Source organism: Pedobacter suwonensis, from assembly GCF_900111825.1.
Taxonomy (GTDB): Bacteria; Bacteroidota; Bacteroidia; order Sphingobacteriales; family Sphingobacteriaceae; genus Pedobacter; species Pedobacter suwonensis.
Window position 1 is genome coordinate 103,308 of record NZ_FOJM01000010.1, and the last position, 17,761, is coordinate 121,068.

16 protein-coding genes and 1 riboswitch are annotated in these 17,761 nt (G+C 39.7%); of the genes, 8 read left to right on the plus strand and 8 right to left on the minus strand.

Annotation, left to right across the window (positions count from 1 at the left end; translation table 11 throughout):
- The first annotated feature begins 6 nt into the window (after positions 1-6).
- Positions 7-939 (plus strand): homoserine kinase, encoded by a 933-nt coding sequence (locus BM107_RS14215; protein ID WP_090984422.1) that lies wholly within the window; start codon positions 7-9, stop codon positions 937-939.
- 88 nt (positions 940-1,027) lie between these two features.
- Positions 1,028-2,335, plus strand: coding sequence for a threonine synthase (gene thrC, locus BM107_RS14220; RefSeq protein WP_090984424.1), 1,308 nt, complete (start codon positions 1,028-1,030; stop codon positions 2,333-2,335).
- Positions 2,336-2,441: 106 nt separating this feature from the next.
- Here the strand turns inward: thrC and BM107_RS14225 are convergent, their stop codons facing one another.
- The gene (locus BM107_RS14225) at positions 2,442-2,801 is read right to left on the minus strand and encodes a hypothetical protein (protein WP_090984427.1); all 360 of its coding nucleotides are present in this window, start codon (positions 2,799-2,801) and stop codon (positions 2,442-2,444) included.
- 296 nt (positions 2,802-3,097) lie between these two features.
- On the opposite strand from BM107_RS14225, the gene BM107_RS14230 reads away from it, so the two are divergent.
- Together BM107_RS14230 and BM107_RS14235 are read left to right on the plus strand one after the other, a co-directional pair.
- Positions 3,098-3,640, plus strand: a complete 543-nt coding sequence (locus BM107_RS14230) for an REP-associated tyrosine transposase (RefSeq protein WP_090984429.1) — start codon at positions 3,098-3,100, stop codon at positions 3,638-3,640.
- A 141-nt stretch (positions 3,641-3,781) separates the two neighbouring features.
- Positions 3,782-4,285 carry an REP-associated tyrosine transposase gene (locus BM107_RS14235; RefSeq protein WP_090984431.1) on the plus strand — a complete coding sequence of 168 codons (504 nt, stop codon included), beginning with the start codon at positions 3,782-3,784 and terminating at the stop codon, positions 4,283-4,285.
- Positions 4,286-4,394: 109 nt separating this feature from the next.
- On the opposite strand, the gene BM107_RS14240 is transcribed toward BM107_RS14235, so the two are convergent.
- The 7 genes from BM107_RS14240 to murQ all read right to left on the minus strand — a co-directional run bounded on the left by BM107_RS14240 (position 4,395) and on the right by murQ (position 13,214).
- On the minus strand, positions 4,395-4,808 hold the full coding sequence (locus BM107_RS14240) for a tail fiber domain-containing protein (protein WP_090984433.1): 414 nt from the start codon (positions 4,806-4,808) through the stop codon (positions 4,395-4,397).
- Positions 4,809-4,889: 81 nt separating this feature from the next.
- On the minus strand, positions 4,890-5,153 hold the full coding sequence (locus BM107_RS14245; protein WP_090984435.1) for a hypothetical protein: 264 nt from the start codon (positions 5,151-5,153) through the stop codon (positions 4,890-4,892).
- Positions 5,154-5,625: 472 nt separating this feature from the next.
- Complete coding sequence (metF, locus tag BM107_RS14250) at positions 5,626-6,579, minus strand: methylenetetrahydrofolate reductase [NAD(P)H] (protein ID WP_090984437.1); 954 nt, start codon at positions 6,577-6,579, stop codon at positions 5,626-5,628.
- Positions 6,580-6,713: 134 nt separating this feature from the next.
- Complete coding sequence (gene metH / locus BM107_RS14255; protein ID WP_090984439.1) at positions 6,714-10,412, minus strand: methionine synthase; 3,699 nt, start codon at positions 10,410-10,412, stop codon at positions 6,714-6,716.
- Positions 10,413-10,546: 134 nt separating this feature from the next.
- Positions 10,547-10,650, minus strand: a riboswitch (SAM riboswitch).
- A 288-nt stretch (positions 10,651-10,938) separates the two neighbouring features.
- Positions 10,939-11,694 carry a Bax inhibitor-1/YccA family protein gene (locus tag BM107_RS14260; RefSeq protein WP_090984441.1) on the minus strand — a complete coding sequence of 252 codons (756 nt, stop codon included), beginning with the start codon at positions 11,692-11,694 and terminating at the stop codon, positions 10,939-10,941.
- A 37-nt stretch (positions 11,695-11,731) separates the two neighbouring features.
- The gene (locus BM107_RS14265) at positions 11,732-12,298 is read right to left on the minus strand and encodes a hypothetical protein (protein ID WP_090984443.1); all 567 of its coding nucleotides are present in this window, start codon (positions 12,296-12,298) and stop codon (positions 11,732-11,734) included.
- 112 nt (positions 12,299-12,410) lie between these two features.
- A complete protein-coding gene (murQ, locus tag BM107_RS14270; RefSeq protein ID WP_090984445.1) occupies positions 12,411-13,214 on the minus strand; it encodes an N-acetylmuramic acid 6-phosphate etherase in 804 nt (267 codons plus the stop codon).
- Between the two features lie 190 nt (positions 13,215-13,404).
- Between murQ and BM107_RS14275 the strand changes: the two genes are divergently transcribed.
- The 4 genes from BM107_RS14275 (at position 13,405) to BM107_RS14290 (ending at position 17,572) form a co-directional block, all read left to right on the plus strand.
- Complete coding sequence (locus BM107_RS14275) at positions 13,405-15,009, plus strand: S41 family peptidase (RefSeq protein ID WP_090984447.1); 1,605 nt, start codon at positions 13,405-13,407, stop codon at positions 15,007-15,009.
- Positions 15,010-15,161: 152 nt separating this feature from the next.
- Positions 15,162-16,295 carry a histidine decarboxylase gene (locus BM107_RS14280; RefSeq protein ID WP_090984450.1) on the plus strand — a complete coding sequence of 378 codons (1,134 nt, stop codon included), beginning with the start codon at positions 15,162-15,164 and terminating at the stop codon, positions 16,293-16,295.
- A 59-nt stretch (positions 16,296-16,354) separates the two neighbouring features.
- Positions 16,355-16,951 carry a short chain dehydrogenase gene (locus tag BM107_RS14285; protein WP_090984452.1) on the plus strand — a complete coding sequence of 199 codons (597 nt, stop codon included), beginning with the start codon at positions 16,355-16,357 and terminating at the stop codon, positions 16,949-16,951.
- A gap of 114 nt (positions 16,952-17,065) precedes the next feature.
- Entirely contained in the window at positions 17,066-17,572 is a 507-nt protein-coding gene (locus tag BM107_RS14290; RefSeq protein ID WP_090984454.1) for a GNAT family N-acetyltransferase, read from the plus strand.
- The last annotated feature ends 189 nt before the right edge of the window (positions 17,573-17,761 follow it).

Here is a 17,761-nt window from a genome sequence, read left to right on the forward strand (position 1 = left end):
TCCATAATGAAAAATAGTATAAAAGTTTTCGCTCCGGCAACTGTTGCAAACGTAGTTTGTGGCTTCGATGTACTGGGTTTTGCCGTAAACGAACCTGGTGACGAAGTTGAAATGCGATTTACCGATACACCAGGTGTGGTGATCAAACAAATAACCGGCGATGAAGGACGTTTACCCTTAGACGCAGAAAAAAATACCGTAAGCGCCAGTGTTCAGCATTATCTAAAACACATCAATCGTTTAGATGTAGGCGTAGAAATTGAATTGCATAAAAAAATGCCTATTGGCAGTGGCTTAGGTTCAAGCTCTGCCAGTACTGTTGCCGGTTTATTTGCCATCAACAAATTAATGGGCGATTTACTAACGGTTAAGGAACTGGTTCCTTTTGCCATGAAAGGCGAGGAACTGGCCTGCGGTTATGGTCATGCCGACAATGTTGCACCGGCTTTACTAGGTGGTTTTGTACTGGTAAGAAGTTATGAACCCTTAGATGTAATCTCATTACCCACTCCTGCAGGCATGTATGCTGCAATTGTTTACCCGGAGGTTGATGTACCCACTAAAGATGCCCGTCAGATGATTCGCAGTAAGGTAGCATTAAGCGATGCCGTTAAGCAATGGGGAAATGTTGCAGGTTTAGTGAGCGGGCTATTTATGAATGATTTTGACCTGATTGGAAGAAGTATGCAGGATGTTCTGGTAGAACCGGTACGTTCGATCCTGATTCCTGGTTTTGAGGAAATGAGAAAACTGGCAACAGAGAACGGCGCAATTGGATTTGGGATTTCAGGTTCCGGACCATCCGTTTTCGCCTTAACCAAAGATGAAGAAACGGCCAGAAAAATTACCAAATTGCAACAACAACATTTACATAAAATAAATATCAATAGCAAAGCTTTTGTTTCTCCGGTGAATGCCGAAGGACCTAGCGTAATTTAAAGAAGGTGTAAGGTAAAAGGCATAGGGCGTAGGGTTATACTCGGCGCCATTAACCCTAAACCTTACACCCCAAACCCTATACCTTAAAATGAAACTATACTCAACCAATAATAAAGATTTACGTGTCTCTTTCAAAGAAGCCGTTTTTAACAGCATGCCACAGGATAAGGGCTTATATATGCCTGTTGAAATTCCACAGCTCGATACCGAATTCGTTCAAAATATTGAGCAATATTCTTTACCTGAAATTGCTTACCAGGTAGCTTCTACGCTATTAAAAGAGGAGATTCCGGCTGAAGATTTAAGAGCGCTAATTAACGATGCCATTAATTTTGATGCACCCGCTGTTCAATTAGATGATAAAACCTTTGTCTTAGAACTCTTCCACGGTCCATCGTTAGCGTTTAAAGATTTTGGCGCCCGTTTTATGAGCCGTGTAATGGCTTACTTCTTAAAAGACGGCGAGCAGCTGCTGGATGTTCTGGTTGCTACTTCGGGTGATACCGGTGGCGCAGTGGCGCTAGGCTTTTTAGGCGTGCCTAATACCAGGGTAACAATCCTTTATCCGGAAGGAAAAGTGAGCCCGATACAGGAATTACAGTTAACTACCAACGGCGAAAATATCAGAGCTGTTGAGGTAAAAGGAACATTTGATGATTGCCAGGCTTTGGTAAAACAGGCTTTTGCTGATCGTGAACTGAATGCGAAATTCAGGTTGACTTCTGCAAATTCGATCAATATCTCGCGATTGATTCCACAAACATTTTATTATTTTAACACTTACGCCCAACTTAAAAAGCAAGGTTTTGAGGATGTGATATTTTCTGTTCCGAGTGGGAATTTTGGAAATATTGGCGCAGGCTTACTGGCTTATAAACTTGGATTACCAGTTAAACAGTTTATTGCCGCTACCAATGTTAATGACACAGTACCGCGCTTTTTAGAAAGTGGTGTTTATGAAACCAGGCCATCAACCCAAACCTATTCCAATGCCATGGATGTTGGTGCGCCTAGCAATTGGGTCCGCATTATGGATCTTTTTGATCAGGATGTGGAAGCGGTAAAAAAAATGGTTACTTCTTACCGTTTCACTGATGATGAAACACTGGAGGGTATTAAAGAAATAGATAAAAATTTAAATTACGTAGCCTGTCCACATACCGCAATTGCATATTTAGCTATTGAAAAATACAGAAATGAAAACCCTGCAGATAACAGTGCGGCTGTTTTCTTATCAACGGCGCATGCCTGTAAATTCCCCGATATTTTCCCAGCGGAGATCGCAGCTAAAATTGAAATCCCGGTGCAAGTAAAGGCGTTAGAAAGCAAACCTAAACATGCAGATCAGTTAGGGATAGATTTTGAAGGATTTAAAGAATATTTGCTTAAAGGATAATAGGGATTGGTCGAGATTGTAGACTTAGAAGGATAAATTGACCAGATTTCAATCTGGAGAACCATAGGTCCGGATTGCAAATCCGGACCATCTTGAAAATATTCATTTAATTAACAGAAGCGAAAGCTGTAGAAGTAATGCTAACGTTATTAAATGTCGCGCTTCCTGAACTGGTGGTAATCGCCTGTCCATTAAATCTAAAAGTGCGTGAGCCTGGGGCCGAAGTGTAAATAATAACCGTATAGGTACCGGCGGTCAATGGCCCATATGAACTTCCGCCCGGACCAAAATAAGCACTAACAGGCGTAGGACCGTAGAGGTAAATAGATCCGTTATCACTGGTTCCGTTACTTAAATTTAAGCCAATGCTAAAAAATTTTCTGACGTTAATTTCTGCCTTGGTATTTTGCAAAGGTAATACAGCCAGTACTGTACAAAACAGCAATAATTGAATAAGCTTTTTCATAAGAATTGTTTTAATGTAGATTTATATCGGTTAGTTATATAAAAATAGAAATTTAAACGTTACGCCGGAAGATATTTGTAAAAATAAATAGTCATAGCATTACATTAGTTAATACAACCCCTAACTAAATTAAAAATTTCTTTAGAAATTAATCTAAGTAGATTACAAGTCTGAAGAACTATAGGTCCAGATTGCAAATCCGGACCAGCATCCAACATGAAGTTAGTCGGGATTTGCAATCCCGACTTTTGGCCTAAGGATTTATAATCCTTATTATTAGTTAAAACTCATAAAATATGGCTTTCAAATACGCTGTCACCGATCAAAACGACATTTACTTCATAACTACAACAGTAGTTGGATGGATTGATGCATTTACTCGAAAAGAACTTGCCGAAGTTATTATTGAAAGTCTTAAATATTGCCAATCACAAAAAGGATTGATTATTTATGCCTGGTGTTTAATGCCAAGCCATTTACATATGATTGTGAGTGCTAAAGAAAATTACAAACTTTCAGATATTATCAGGGACTTTAAGAAATTTACCTCAAAAAAAATTATAAAAACAATCGAAGAAATTAATGAAAGTAGAGAATGGCTCTTAGATAAGTTTTCATTTGCTGCGCGGATCAATATGAAAAACAAAGAATATAAATTTTGGCAGGATGGTTTCCATCCTATTGCTTTATATTCCAATGAATTTAAAGATCAAAAATTGGATTACATCCATAATAACCCCATTGAATCGGGAATTGTTTCAGAACCAGAACATTACAACTATAGTTCGGCTATAAACTATGCTGGTGGTTTAGGCCTGCTGGAAGTTGTTTATTTATGATTAGATATTAATTAACCAGATTATAAATCTGGGATACAATCGGTCCGGATTAAAAATCCGGACCAACAAGTATGAAGTTAGTCGGGATTTGCAATCCCGACTTTTGGCCTAAGGATTTATAATCCTGTAATTAAATGAATTATGGCTTTCAAATACGCTGTCACCGATCAAAACGACATTTACTTCATAACTACAACAGTAGTGGGATGGATTGATGCATTTACGCGAAAAGAACTTGCCGAAGTTATTATTGAAAGTCTTAAATATTGTCAATCACAAAAAGGATTGATTATTTATGCGTGGTGTTTAATGCCAAGCCATTTACATATGATTGTGAGTGCTAAAGAAAATTACAAACTTTCAGACATTATCAGGGACTTTAAAAAATTCACCTCAAAAAAAATTATAAAAACAATCGAAGAAATTAATGAAAGTAGAGAATGGCTCTTAGATAAGTTTTCATTTGCTGCACGGATCAATATGAAAAACAAAGAATATAAATTTTGGCAGGATGGTTTCCATCCTATCGCTTTATATTCCAATGAATTTAAAGATCAAAAATTGGATTACATCCATAATAACCCCATTGAGTCGGGAATTGTTTCAGAAGCAGAACATTACAACTATAGTTCGGCTATAAACTAGGCTGGTGGTTTAGGCATGCTGGAAGTTGTTTATTTATGATTAGATATTAATTAACCAGATTACAATCTGGAGAACCATAGGTCCGGATTAAAAATCCGGACCAACTAAATTACTTAGCGCCCTGCGATTTTAGCATTTTTAACTCATGCCTTAACGCCTCGATCTGTTGCTGTTGCTCCTTGATGCTGGCTACCAAAAGCGGAACTAAACTTTCATAATCTACCCTGGTGATGGTAGCACTTTTAAAAGCATTTTTTCCTGCACTGTAATCTTTGGACTGCACCGAAACAATATTTGGAACGGCTGCCTTTGCATCAGCTCCAACAAAACCATATTGGGGTCTGGCAGATAGTTTTAACTTCTCGGCCCAGGTTTTATCATAATTAAAGCTTACGGGCTCCAGCTTGGTAACCTGGCTTAAGGCGTTTTCTACAGGTTTAACATTATGCTGCACCACTTCTTGCGCACTGATTTTTAAAGAGGCAGCGATCAAAAGCACTGCAAATGAAATTGCTCGTTTCATATCTATTAATTATTTTGAAATTTTTGAAATAGAAAATTGTTTCTGTTTTTTCGAAACAGGAAATAAATCTAAAAAGATGTATTAAATGGATGGAGGCGGTGTTAAAACCTCTGGAAAGTATGCCAGTTGGAAAGCATGATCAGGTATGATCACCTTTTTCGAAGTCTGAAATGGGAAGTACAAGGTTCCGTTAAATGAAATTTCCTGTACCGCAAACTCACTTTCTGTTTTCTTTTCTTCCTTTTCTGGAGCGTCATCATTTATAGACAGAAGCTCAACATGATGATCTGAATAGCTTAAATACGAAACCACATGGCTCACTTTTAAGAAAAAGGCAAGCGCCATGCAGACAATCAATATATATCTAAGACTACCTGATTTCATCGTTACAAATATAGATGCTATTAAATTAAAACAATAATTTAAACTTAATGTTCTGTGTAATTTCAAATGTAGCAATAGGCTAACAGCATTATGGCAACCGCGAAGTCTTCTCGCGCCGAAACTTAGGTTAGTTAATTTGCTGTAAATTTCAGTTCAGCCAGTTTTGAGCTTGCCGACGTGTCGAAATGCCTACAACAATTTACAGTGTTTTTTCGATAAGCTACCATTGACAGAATCCACTAATTAGGTCGTCATTCCCACGTAGGTGGGAATCTTAATGCAACGATTTAAGATTCCCAATCAAGTTGGGAATGACGATCACTCCTAGAGATAATGAAAACTTTAAATCTATCTGTCACTCCTACTGATTTTTACACCCTAAATTATTCCTCAAAGATGACAATTCTGTATTTAGCACACAGCTTGTTTTTTACTAAAAAATAGCCTTTGCAATTTGTTTGGTCTGTTCAGGGCGGCCCATGGTATAAAAGTGTAATACCGGCGCACCGAAATCAATCAGTTGTTTACATTGTTTGATCATGGCCTCAGTACCAATTTCTTTGGCTTCGTTGTTGTTTTTAGCATGTGATAGCGCATCGGTTAACTCATCAGGCAAATCAATATGGAATATTTTAGGCAATACGTTTAACTGTGATAACGTACTGATAGGCTTCAAACCCGGTATAATCGGAATATTGATATCGTTTTCCCTGCATTTCTTTACGAAATCAAAATACTTCTGGTTATCAAAGAACATCTGGGTAACAATAAACTCCGCTCCCGCCTCAACTTTCTTTTTCAGGTATTTAAAATCGGTATTCATATTGGGTGCTTCGAAGTGTTTTTCCGGATAACCTGCCACGCCGATACAAAAATCGCTCTTAAAGGTTTCTACATCTTCATGCAGGAATTTACCTTCGTTATGGTTCTTGATATGCTCAATTAAATCTGTAGCATAACAGTGTCCACCGGGAGTTGGCACAAAATTCCCGTCTGCCTTACGCGCATCGCCACGCAAAGCCAACACGTTATCAATTCCCAAAAACTGAAGATCAATCAGTGCATTTTCGGTTTCTTCTTTGGTAAATCCACCGCAAATGAGGTGTGGAACAGCATCAACCTTATATTTATGGATAATGGCCGCGCAAATGGCAATGGTACCCGGGCGTTTACGGTAAGATACCTTTTGCAGCAGACCATTAGCCTGCTCCTTATAAATATAATCCTCACGCAGTGAAGTTACATCAATAAAAGGCGGATTAAACTCCAGCAAAGGCTCTATCGCATCGTAAATCCATTGGATGCTTTGCCCTTTGATAGGCGGCAATAATTCAAAAGAGAACAGGGTTTTACCCTTTGCGTTTTTTATATGGTCTGTAATCTTCATACCTTGTTAATTGTCATGCTGAATGCTAATGAAGCATCTCATAAATAATGGCAGTTTCTATTTTTTAACTGTAAGTTATCTTCATACTTCGCTTAAAGATCCTTCGTTGCGCTCAGGATGACAAAAGTGAAGTGTTAATAAGCTAAATTCGGACTTAACCATCGCTCTACTTCTTCAACCGGCATATTTTTTCTGATGGCGTAATCTTCTATCTGGTCTTTGGTGATTTTTCCTAATCCAAAATATCTTGACTCTGGATGTGCAAAGTAAAACCCACTTACTGCAGCAGTTGGATACATGGCATAACTTTCAGTCAAACGTAGACCAATTTTATTTTCAGCATCAAGCAATTCGAACAGGGTTCCTTTTTCGGTGTGTTCCGGGCAGGCAGGATAACCTGGCGCCGGACGGATACCTGCGTATTCTTCTTTAATCAATTCCTGATTACTTAAGTTTTCATCCTGGGCATAACCCCAATATTCTTTACGTACCCGTTCGTGCATGCGCTCGGCAAAGGCTTCTGCCAAACGATCGGCCAGCGCTTTAGCCATAATGCTGTTGTAATCATCGTAATTAGATTCGAACTCATTCACCAGTTCATCAATCCCGATCCCTGCAGTTACGGCAAAACCACCAAAATAATCCTGAATTCCGCTTTCTTTTGGTGCAATAAAATCCGATAAAGCATAATATGGCTGCCCATCTACTTTTTCAGCCTGTTGGCGAAGGGTGTGGATTTTGACTAGTTTGGAGTTTGGAGTTTGGGGTTTGGAGTCTCCCAACTCAGCACTCTCAACTCTCAACTCGATGTCGTCTCCTGCCGCGTTTGCCGGCCAAAAACCAATCACAGCCCTTGCGGTTAATAATTTCTCGTCGAGGATACGTTTTAACAGAACCTGTGCGTCATCAAACAGTTTCTTTGCTTCATCGCCGACATTTTTATCGTCGAAAATTTTAGGATAACTACCACGGAGCTCCCATGTATGGAAAAAAGGTGTCCAATCGATGTATGGAACCAATTCTTCCAGGGGATAATTATCGAAAACCCTGGTACCTGTAAATTCCGGAACCGGTAAATCGGGCTGAAAATCAATCTTAAATTTATTTGCTCGTGCTTCTTCTAAAGTTTTAAAGCGTTTATCTGAACGTTTATTTAAATGCGCTTCGCGTGCTTTATCATACTCAGCTTTGATGCCGGCGATATACTCATCTCTCGTTTCAGGATTCATCAATGTACTGCAAACGGTAACACTTCTTGAAGCATCTAATACATGGATAGCTGGCCCTGAATAATTCGGCGCTACTTTTACTGCTGCATGGATGCGTGAAGTGGTTGCTCCACCAATGATCAACGGGATGGTGAACCCCTCTCTTTCCATTTCTTTGGCAAAGTGAACCATTTCGTCCAACGAAGGCGTAATCAAACCACTTAAACCAATAATATCAGCATTTATTTCTTTGGCTTTTTTGATGATATCCTGTGCCGGGACCATCACGCCCATATCAATAATTTCGAAGTTGTTACAGGCCAGTACCACGCCTACAATATTTTTACCGATATCGTGTACATCTCCTTTTACGGTGGCCATCAATACTTTTCCGGCCGAAGAATTCTGGTTCTGATCAGGATTGTTCAATTTTTCCTGCTCAATAAAAGGTAACAGGTAGGCCACTGCTTTTTTCATTACCCGGGCCGATTTTACCACCTGAGGCAAAAACATCTTTCCGGCACCAAATAAATCTCCCACAATATTCATCCCATCCATCAATGGCCCTTCAATAACCTGGATCGGACGGTCGTATTTCTGCCGGGCTTCTTCTACATCATCATCCAGGTATTCTACAATACCCTTAACCAGGGCATGTGATAATCTTTCTTCAACTGAACCTTTTCGCCAGCCTTCATCTTTAACTACTTCTTTACCTTTGGTTTTTACGGTATCGGCATATTCAACCAGGCGTTCGGTTGCATCTTCCCTGCGGTTTAACAATACATCTTCTACCCTTTCTAACAATTCGGGCGGAATTTCCTGGTAAACCTCCAGCATACCGGCATTTACAATACCCATATCTAAACCTGCGCGGATGGCATGATAAAGGAAAGCCGAGTGCATGGCTTCTCTTACCACATTATTTCCCCTGAAAGAAAACGAAATATTAGAAACCCCTCCGCTTACCTTGGCGTGAGGCAGATTTTCTTTGATCCAACGGGTAGCATTGATAAAATCGACTGCATAATTATTATGTTCCTCCAGCCCGGTTGCCACAGTTAAAATATTAGGGTCGAAGATGATATCTTCCGGCGGAAAACCAATTTCGTTTACCAGGATATCATAGCTGCGTTTACAGATTTCGATCCGGCGTTCATAATTATCGGCCTGCCCATGCTCATCAAATGCCATTACCACTACTGCTGCACCATATTGCATAATTTTACGGGCGCTTTCACGGAATTTATCTTCGCCTTCTTTTAAAGAAATGGAGTTAACAATCCCTTTCCCCTGCAGGCATTTTAAGCCATTTTCAATCACCGACCATTTTGATGAATCGACCATAATCGGCAGTTTGGCGATATCTGGCTCTGAAGCAATGAGGTTCAGGAATTTGGTCATGGCGGCTTCCGAATCCAGCATTCCTTCGTCCATATTCACATCAATTATCTGTGCACCACCTTCAACCTGTTGCAGGGCAACGGCCAATGCAGCTTCATAATCGCCACCCAAAATCAGTTTAGAGAATTTTGGAGATCCGGTAATATTGGTACGCTCTCCAATGTTCACAAAAATGCTTTCTGGAGTAATGGTTACGGGCTCCAGCCCGCTCAGGCGCATGTATTGCGGAAGTTTCGGTAATTTTCTGGGTTTGGCTTTTCGTGCATTTTTAGCAATACAACCAATATGCGCTGGTGTAGTACCGCAGCAGCCGCCAACAATATTTACAAAACCCGAGGCAATAAAATCATCAACCAGATGGGCCGTTTCGTGCGGTTGCTCATCGTAAGCACCAAATTCGTTGGGTAAACCTGCGTTTGGATAAGCTGAAACATAGCAGCCTGCCTTTGTAGCCAGCTCTTCAATATGCGGACGCATCTCTTTTGCACCCAAAGCGCAGTTAAAACCAATACTTAGCGGTTTTGCATGCATTACAGAGTTTAAGAAAGCTTCGGCAGTTTGCCCGGAAAGTGTTCGTCCGGAAGCATCAGTAATGGTACCAGAAATCATGATTTCCAATTTACGCCCTATTACCTCTTCGTATTTTTTAATGGCTACAATAGCCACTTTAGCATTTAAAGTATCAAAAATGGTTTCAATCAACAATACGTCCGAACCACCATCTACCAAACCCCGTACCTGCTCATAATAAGCTTTTTCCAGCTCATCAAAATAAACCGCCCTAAAACCAGGGTCGTTTACATTTGGCGACATGGAAAGGGTACGGTTTGTTGGGCCGATAGCACCGGCCACGAAACATTTACGATCAGGATTTGCTGCCATAAATTCATTTACAGCTTCTTTTGCCACCCGTGCGCCCTCATAACTCATTTCGTAAGAAAGGTCTTCCATCTGATAATCAGCCATGGAAATACGCTGTGTACTAAACGTATTGGTTTCGATAATATCTGCACCAGCCGCCAGGTACTCCAGGTGTATCGTTTTGATGATATCCGGACGCGTGATATTGAGCAAATCATTATTGCCTTTCACGTCACAAGGATGGTTTTTAAATCGCTCTCCCCTGAAATCTTCTTCGCTTAAGTTATATCGCTGAATCATGGTACCCATTGCACCATCAATCACCAAAATACGTTTCTCTAATTCTTCTCTTATACCCATTTGCTGTTGTAAGATTTGAGATATGAGAGATTAGATATGAGAATGGATTAGACGTAATGTCTAAAATCTCAAATCTATTGTCTCAAGTCTCTAAAAGGCTTATTGAAAAAGTTGGTACGTGAATCGTAATCCTAAACTTATCTGTTTCCGCTATTTGCAGAATAGAATTTAGCACCTTGTAGGTTACAGGTTGCTAAGACTTCGTTGGGTCTAATCCCTCCGTCTTTCTTAATAAGCATACAAAAATGCAACAAAGCATGATCAATTCCAAAAATTATCGCTTTACTGCCAAATAAAATTACAAAGGCCATGCAATTCTGCACGGCCTTAAGAATATTGTTTTGTTTTTGAGATTAGCTGTTTACTTTTCTTTTATATTTTTTATTATACCAAATTCCCATATAGCTCATCCAAATCCCACTGCCTGAACTTACTACAAAGACATTATCCGTTATAAAAATGGTAATCAGCAACTGAATACATACGCCAACCAACAGAAAACCGGTAATCGCTAAAAACTTATCCATTATCTTCTGCTACCGAAAATACGTAATAGTGATAGAAATAAATTGATAAACGTAATGTAAAGAGATAAAGCACCTAAAATTGCAAGTTTTTTACTTTCATTTACGGCTAAAGTATTGCCATTCTCATCTAAGCCCTGACCAATTCTTTTTAGTTCCTGAACTTTATAAGCGGTTAAAGCGGTAAAAACGGCTACACCGATAAATCCCATGATATAACTCAAGGTGGAGCTACCCAAAAACATATTGATTACGCTAATAATCACTAAACCGATTACACCAGCAAATAATATAGGGCCAAATTTACTTAAATCGGTATTAGTGGTATACCCCATTATCGCCATCACAGCAAATATGGCCGCTGCCGCAGCAAAGCATATTACGACTGAAGGCAAAGAATAAATTAATAAGATAAAGCTAAGCATTACTCCAGTTAATATAGAATATAGCAAAAACACACCTATTAATGTTTGATATGACATTCTTTGCATACCAGCGCCTAATAGTAACACTAAACCAAGCGGGGCAAATATTGCGATGTAACCTAATATGGTAAAACCACCTTTCCCCGTTTCAGGATTAACTGAGACAAGATAATCCATTACAGCTGGTGTGCTTGCTATAAAATAAGCAGCTCCGGTAGAAACTACCAATGCTACAAACATCCATAAAAACACATTTCCGAAAAAGCGTTTAGACTCAGGCCTAGTTTGTACGAAAATGCTATGATCCTGATATTGATAATTTTGTTGTTCCATTTTAATTTTGTATGTTAAATGATATAAAAATAAACATTTAGTTCAATCTTTTTGTCAGCAGTTCTTCAACTTTTTTAAAGAACTGTAAAGGTTTTAAGGTACGCCATGGCAGATTGTCAAACGCACCGCCAAAGTTAATGTAATAATCAATGCTGTTATCACGGAATTCGCTGATTACATGTTCCTGAAAATTTACCCCAACAATCCAGCCATCTTCTACTTCCTGAAACCATTCTTCATAATAACTATCGTCTGAAGCATGAAAATTCAGTACATTTTCACCTATCAGGATAAATTTATTAAGTCCTTCATCCATCATCATCTCCAAAATATCGCGTTTTAGCAACATAATGTCATTATTAATGGCATCGTTCCACTCGCCTATAAACTCTATAATTGCATAACTGCGGTCATAGTCAGCGTACAAAACCTTCATATATAAGGTATTAGAACCAAACTCATCCCATTGTGGGTGTAGCAAAAAGTTATAGATCTGCTTATCAAAGTAAAGTTCTGAATACTCGGTGTTATAAAATGGCGAACGCTCATCTTCTGCCGAAATATAATCATCTCTCCACTGGTAATAAGGCTCAATTTCGTGCATACTTTTTTAATTATTGAAGGATTGAGTTTTGAATGCGTGAATGCTAAGATCATTTCTACATCACATCACTTTTTCATTCAATCATTCCATCCTTCTATCCTTCTCTCATTTTTTAGTGCCCTGCTTCCACAGCTTTACGTACACTTCCATAACGGCTTAACAGTTCAGCGGCTTCATCATAACCAATGTTCAGTTCATTGGCCACCATTTGTGTACCGCGGTCTACCAGTTTATGATTGGTTAACTGCATATCGACCATTTTATTGCCAACCACGCGACCCAACTGAACCATCACCGTGGTGCTTAGCATATTTAATACCATTTTTTGCGCCGTACCGGATTTCATGCGCGTAGAGCCGGTAATAAATTCAGGGCCAACAACTACTTCAACCGGGAAATCCGAAGCTGCGGCAATAGGTCCGCCGGTATTACAAACAATGCAACCTGTTAAAACTCCGTGTTCACGAGCTATTTTTAATCCGCCCACTACATAGGGCGTGGTACCTGATGCTGCGAGGCCAACCAGGCAATCTTTTTCATTAATATCAAATTCCTGAAGATCTTTCCAGGCTTGCTCCGCGTCATCTTCAGCAAATTCTACCGCTTTCCTAATCGCAGTATCTCCACCAGCAATAATTCCTACAACCCAATCAAATGGCACACCGTAAGTAGGCGGGCATTCTGAAGCATCTACTACACCTAAACGGCCGCTTGTACCTGCACCTATGTAAAAAAGACGCCCACCTTTTTTCATCCGCCCGGCCACTGCCGACGTTAACTTTTCAATCTCAGGCAAAGATTTCTCAACTGCAAATGCTACAGTTTTATCTTCATTATTAATGCCCTGCAAAACCTCCAATACCGACATCTGATCGATGTGTTTATAGTTAGATTCTTGCTCGGTAACTCTGTTCATAAATTTAATTTTGATAAAATTCGGTAAATTCTTTCTAAAAACTAGGTTAAAAATCTAAAAAATATCTGCCATAAATTTTAGCCAACCGCGGCAGGTATTATTTAATCCTAAATATTATAAACAAAAGACATGAAAATACAGTTAAAAAATATATCAACCCGCTAATTTTCATAAATTTGCAGTGACGCCAATGAAAAAAAATACCAGGAACAACATACTAATCGCTTTAAGCTATTCTATAATCTTAATAGCAGGCATGTTTTTGGGTATAAAATTCATTAAAGACCAAGGTTTTGGCGTTAAAAAAAGTCCGCAGCTTGCGGAAAACAGCGACGAAAAACTAAACGAAATCTTACACATCATCAATGGTAATTATGTTGATGACATCAATACGGATTCGCTTCAGAACTTACCTATTGATAGCGTTCTGCACCAGCTCGATCCACATAGTGTTTACCTGCCACCAACCGATGCGCAGGATATGACCGATAACCTGGAAGGAAATTTTGAAGGGGTAGGCATAGAATATTATATGCTTAACGATACCATGATGGTTACAGGGGTGGTGAAGGACGGACCGGCATATCAGGCAGGAATTAAACTGGGCGATAAGATTTTGAGTATTGATACTGCTATAGTAAGCGGACGAAACCTGCCTAAAGATCAACTTACCGGTCGTTTTAAAGGTAAATCCGGAACTGGCGTAAGCGTAGTGCTCTTACACCCGGGCGCATCACAGAGCAACCGCATTATGGTTACCCGTGGTAAAGTAAACATCAGCAGTATTGATGCTGCCTACATGATTAACAACGAAACCGGTTATGTTCGGATCAGTAAATTTGGCGCAAATACGGATAATGATTTTGCTGCTGCAGCCAATAACCTGAAAGCAAAGGGGATGAAAAAACTCATTCTCGACCTGCGCGACAACGGAGGTGGCTATTTTACGGCAGCAACTGGCCTGGCCGATCAGTTTCTGGGAGAAAATAAGCTCATTGTATACACCCAGGGTAAGCATGAGCCCCGGACTGATTACTTTTCTACCGGCACCGGGTCTTTTCAAAATGGCAAACTGGCTGTTTTGATTAATGAAAATACGGCTTCAGCGAGCGAAATTGTTGCAGGAGCTATCCAAGACCTGGGCCGTGGGATTATTATTGGCCGCCGCTCTTTTGGCAAAGGTTTGGTACAAGAACAATTTGCTTTTGGCGATGGCTCTGCATTGAACTTAACCATCGCAAGATATTACACCCCTTCTGGCAGAAGTATCCAAAAATCATACAAGAAAGGCTATGATGCTTATAAACATGAGTTGGACGAACGGATGATGGATGGAGAACTTACCGGAGACCGCACTTCTTTTCAGGATTCTATTGAGAAAACGGAAGGGGTAATTCAACACAATAGAAAAGTTAAACCTGTTGGCGGCATCCAACCAGACGTATTCGTAAAATTAGACACTACCGGCTATAATAAGTTTTACACTGGTTTAGTGAACAAAAAAGTGCTTTCTGATTATGTATTTAATGTACTGACTAATAGGTACAGTGCCAGCTTTGTAGAACAGAACATCAACATCTTTACCATAAACGATAATGACTTCAAAGATTTTATCGGATTTCTGCAACGCAAAAACATAACGATAGACCGGTTTCAATTGTACAATTCAAAGAATGTGATCTTAAATGATCTTAAAGCTTTACTTTGCCGCTATTATTTAGGCGATGTGGGCTATTATAAAGCTGTAAACCAGAATGACAATGCGGTAAGGCAGGCGCTCCTCAACCTTCAATAGCCATATTTTATATGCTTCCAAAGTGAAATTGACACAATAAATCAATTTTAAATTTCTTTAAATTGTTAAAAAACAACATAATATTCTGATTTTAAATCAAATATTAATACTAAATTCTGTTTTTATTAATTTTGCCGGTAAACATATCATTTATGGAAACGAGCAGATTAGAAGCAAAAGACCAGGAAGCATTAAACGATCTTTTAGAGAAGGTAAAGGAACAAACCGAGTTATTTCTAGGCTATCCTGTAGCCAAGGATTTTGATTACCAGGCGCTTTCCGGCTTTTTAAAATTTCCGATGAATAATCTGGGCGATCCTTTTGTTACTTCCACCTATGGTGTCGGATCGCGCGAACTGGAAAAAGAAGTGGTTCAGTTTTTTGCCGAACTTTTTCGTGCACCCGCTGATAATTGGTGGGGTTATGTAACCAATGGCGGTTCAGAGGGGAATCTATATGGATTATACCTGGCCCGCGAGCTACATCCAAAAGCAATGGTTTATTACTCAGAAGCTACGCATTATAGTGTGCAGAAGAATCTGCATTTGCTGAATATGTCGAATATCGTAATCCGTACGCAGACAAATGGAGAAATCGACTATGAAGATCTTGAGTACACCATTAGAATGAACCGCCACCTGCCTGTTATTATTATGGCCAATATTGGGACCACCATGACTGAAGCACGTGATGATGTGTCTAAAATCAAAGCCATTTTAAAAAAACTGGCTATCCAGCACTATTATATCCACGCTGATGCGGCGCTTTCTGGTACCTACAGCGCACTGATTGAGCCCAGGCCAGCATTCGATTTTGAAGATGGCGCAGACAGCATCGCCATTAGCGGCCATAAGTTTTTGGGTTCTCCGATGCCTTGTGGCGTGGTGGTGGCCAAAAAATCTAACCGCGATCGGATTGCCCGTTCGGTAGCTTATATCGGGAGCATTGACACGACGATTACCGGATCCAGAAATGGCCATAGCCCCTTGTTTTTATGGTACACCATTAAACGTTTGGGCATAGCCGGTTTGAAAAGCAGGGCCATGCATAGTTTAGCAACTGCCGCTTATACCGAACAACAACTTCAAGCGTTGGGTATTGCTGCCTGGCGAAATGCCAATGCCATCACGGTAAACTTCCCTACCCCATCTGCAAAAATCTGCAAAAAATGGCAGCTTGCCGCCGAGCAGGGAAATTCGCACATTATCTGCATGCCAAATGTAACAGCATCACATATTGACCTTCTGGTTGCCGATCTCAAAACTGAATTGGTTTTACAGGATTGAGACTACAAACATTTCTATACACCTGCTGTTTAAGATGAATATATACGTTAAACAGATAAATGAAAATAATCATTGTAGGCGCTACAGGTACGCTGGGTAAAAAAGTAACTGAAGCTTTTGCTCAAAAGCACGAGATCATCCGTGTGGGGAATACCAAAGGCGATGTTCAGGTAGACATTACCAATGAAACATCGATCAAGAATATGTTTGAGCTGATCGGTCCTTTCGACGCCCTGATCAGTACAAGCGGGAAAGGTCCCTTTGCTCCTGTAAATCAATTAACAGGCGAAGTATTTAAAAGCGGTTTGCTGGATAAACTATTGGGACAGATTAACCTGGTGCTTATTGGCCAGCATTACATTAATAAAGGTGGTTCATTTACGTTAACTTCGGGTATACTGTCTGAACGTCCCGTTGCATCCGGTTCTGTATTGAGTACCATAAACGGTGGCCTCAATGCATTTATTTTGGCAGCTGCCCGCGAAATCGGAAGCGGAATCCGCATAAATGCCGTCAGCCCCAATGTGGTTGAAGACTCGCCTGCTTTTTTCGATTCTTTCCCCGGAGAGATCCCGGTTACTATGGAAAAAGTAATTAAAGCTTACGAGAAAAGTGTATTGGGTATTATAACAGGCGAGGTGATTAAGGTTTATTAGTAATCTTAAGCATTTCGGAAAAGTCTGTGCTGTGATGACTTAATAAAAACTTAGCGTAAAAATCCACCTGGCTAAAACCCCAAAGTTTATATTAGCCTAACTAACAAAACAAGTATGATAGAAACAGAACGCCTCATTTTAAAACCTTTAACGCACGATCAGCTCTTAAAATATATTAAAGATGATCAATCTTTAGAACAAGAATTTGGCCTTCTACCTACCAGGAAAAACATTTCTCCTTCGCTACGTGAGGCTTTGGAACAGACGATTTTACCTAACGTTTTTGATAAAGACAAGGATTATCTATACCATACTTTATGGACAATTATATCCAAACCAGACAACAGAATGGTAGGCGATATCTGTTTTGTTGGGGAACCCGACCAAAATGGGGAAATCGAAATCGGTTATGGCACTGATGAAGAATTCAGAGGCAGAGGATTTATGACTGAAGCAATTGGAAGATTAATTGAATGGGCCAGGGAACAGCCTAAAGTAAAATCCATTTTTGCTGCCACAACAAAGGACAATGTGGCCTCTTATACCATTCTAGAAAAAAACAACTTTATCCATATTGGTGAAGTTGATGATATGTTAAGCTGGAAAATCGAATTAAAGTGAGCTTCGCGGCCAATGCCATTAGTCTTAGCTACTGCAAAAATGTTGTTTAGTTTTTTTGCAGCTTTATTAATTTACAACTGAGACACGGAAAATTACGAATAGTGCCCGCGTTTACCATCCACATTTGCAAAGAGGAGGCTGTGAAAATGCCGATTTTATCTACTTTCGATTTCTATTCCCCCATTACAA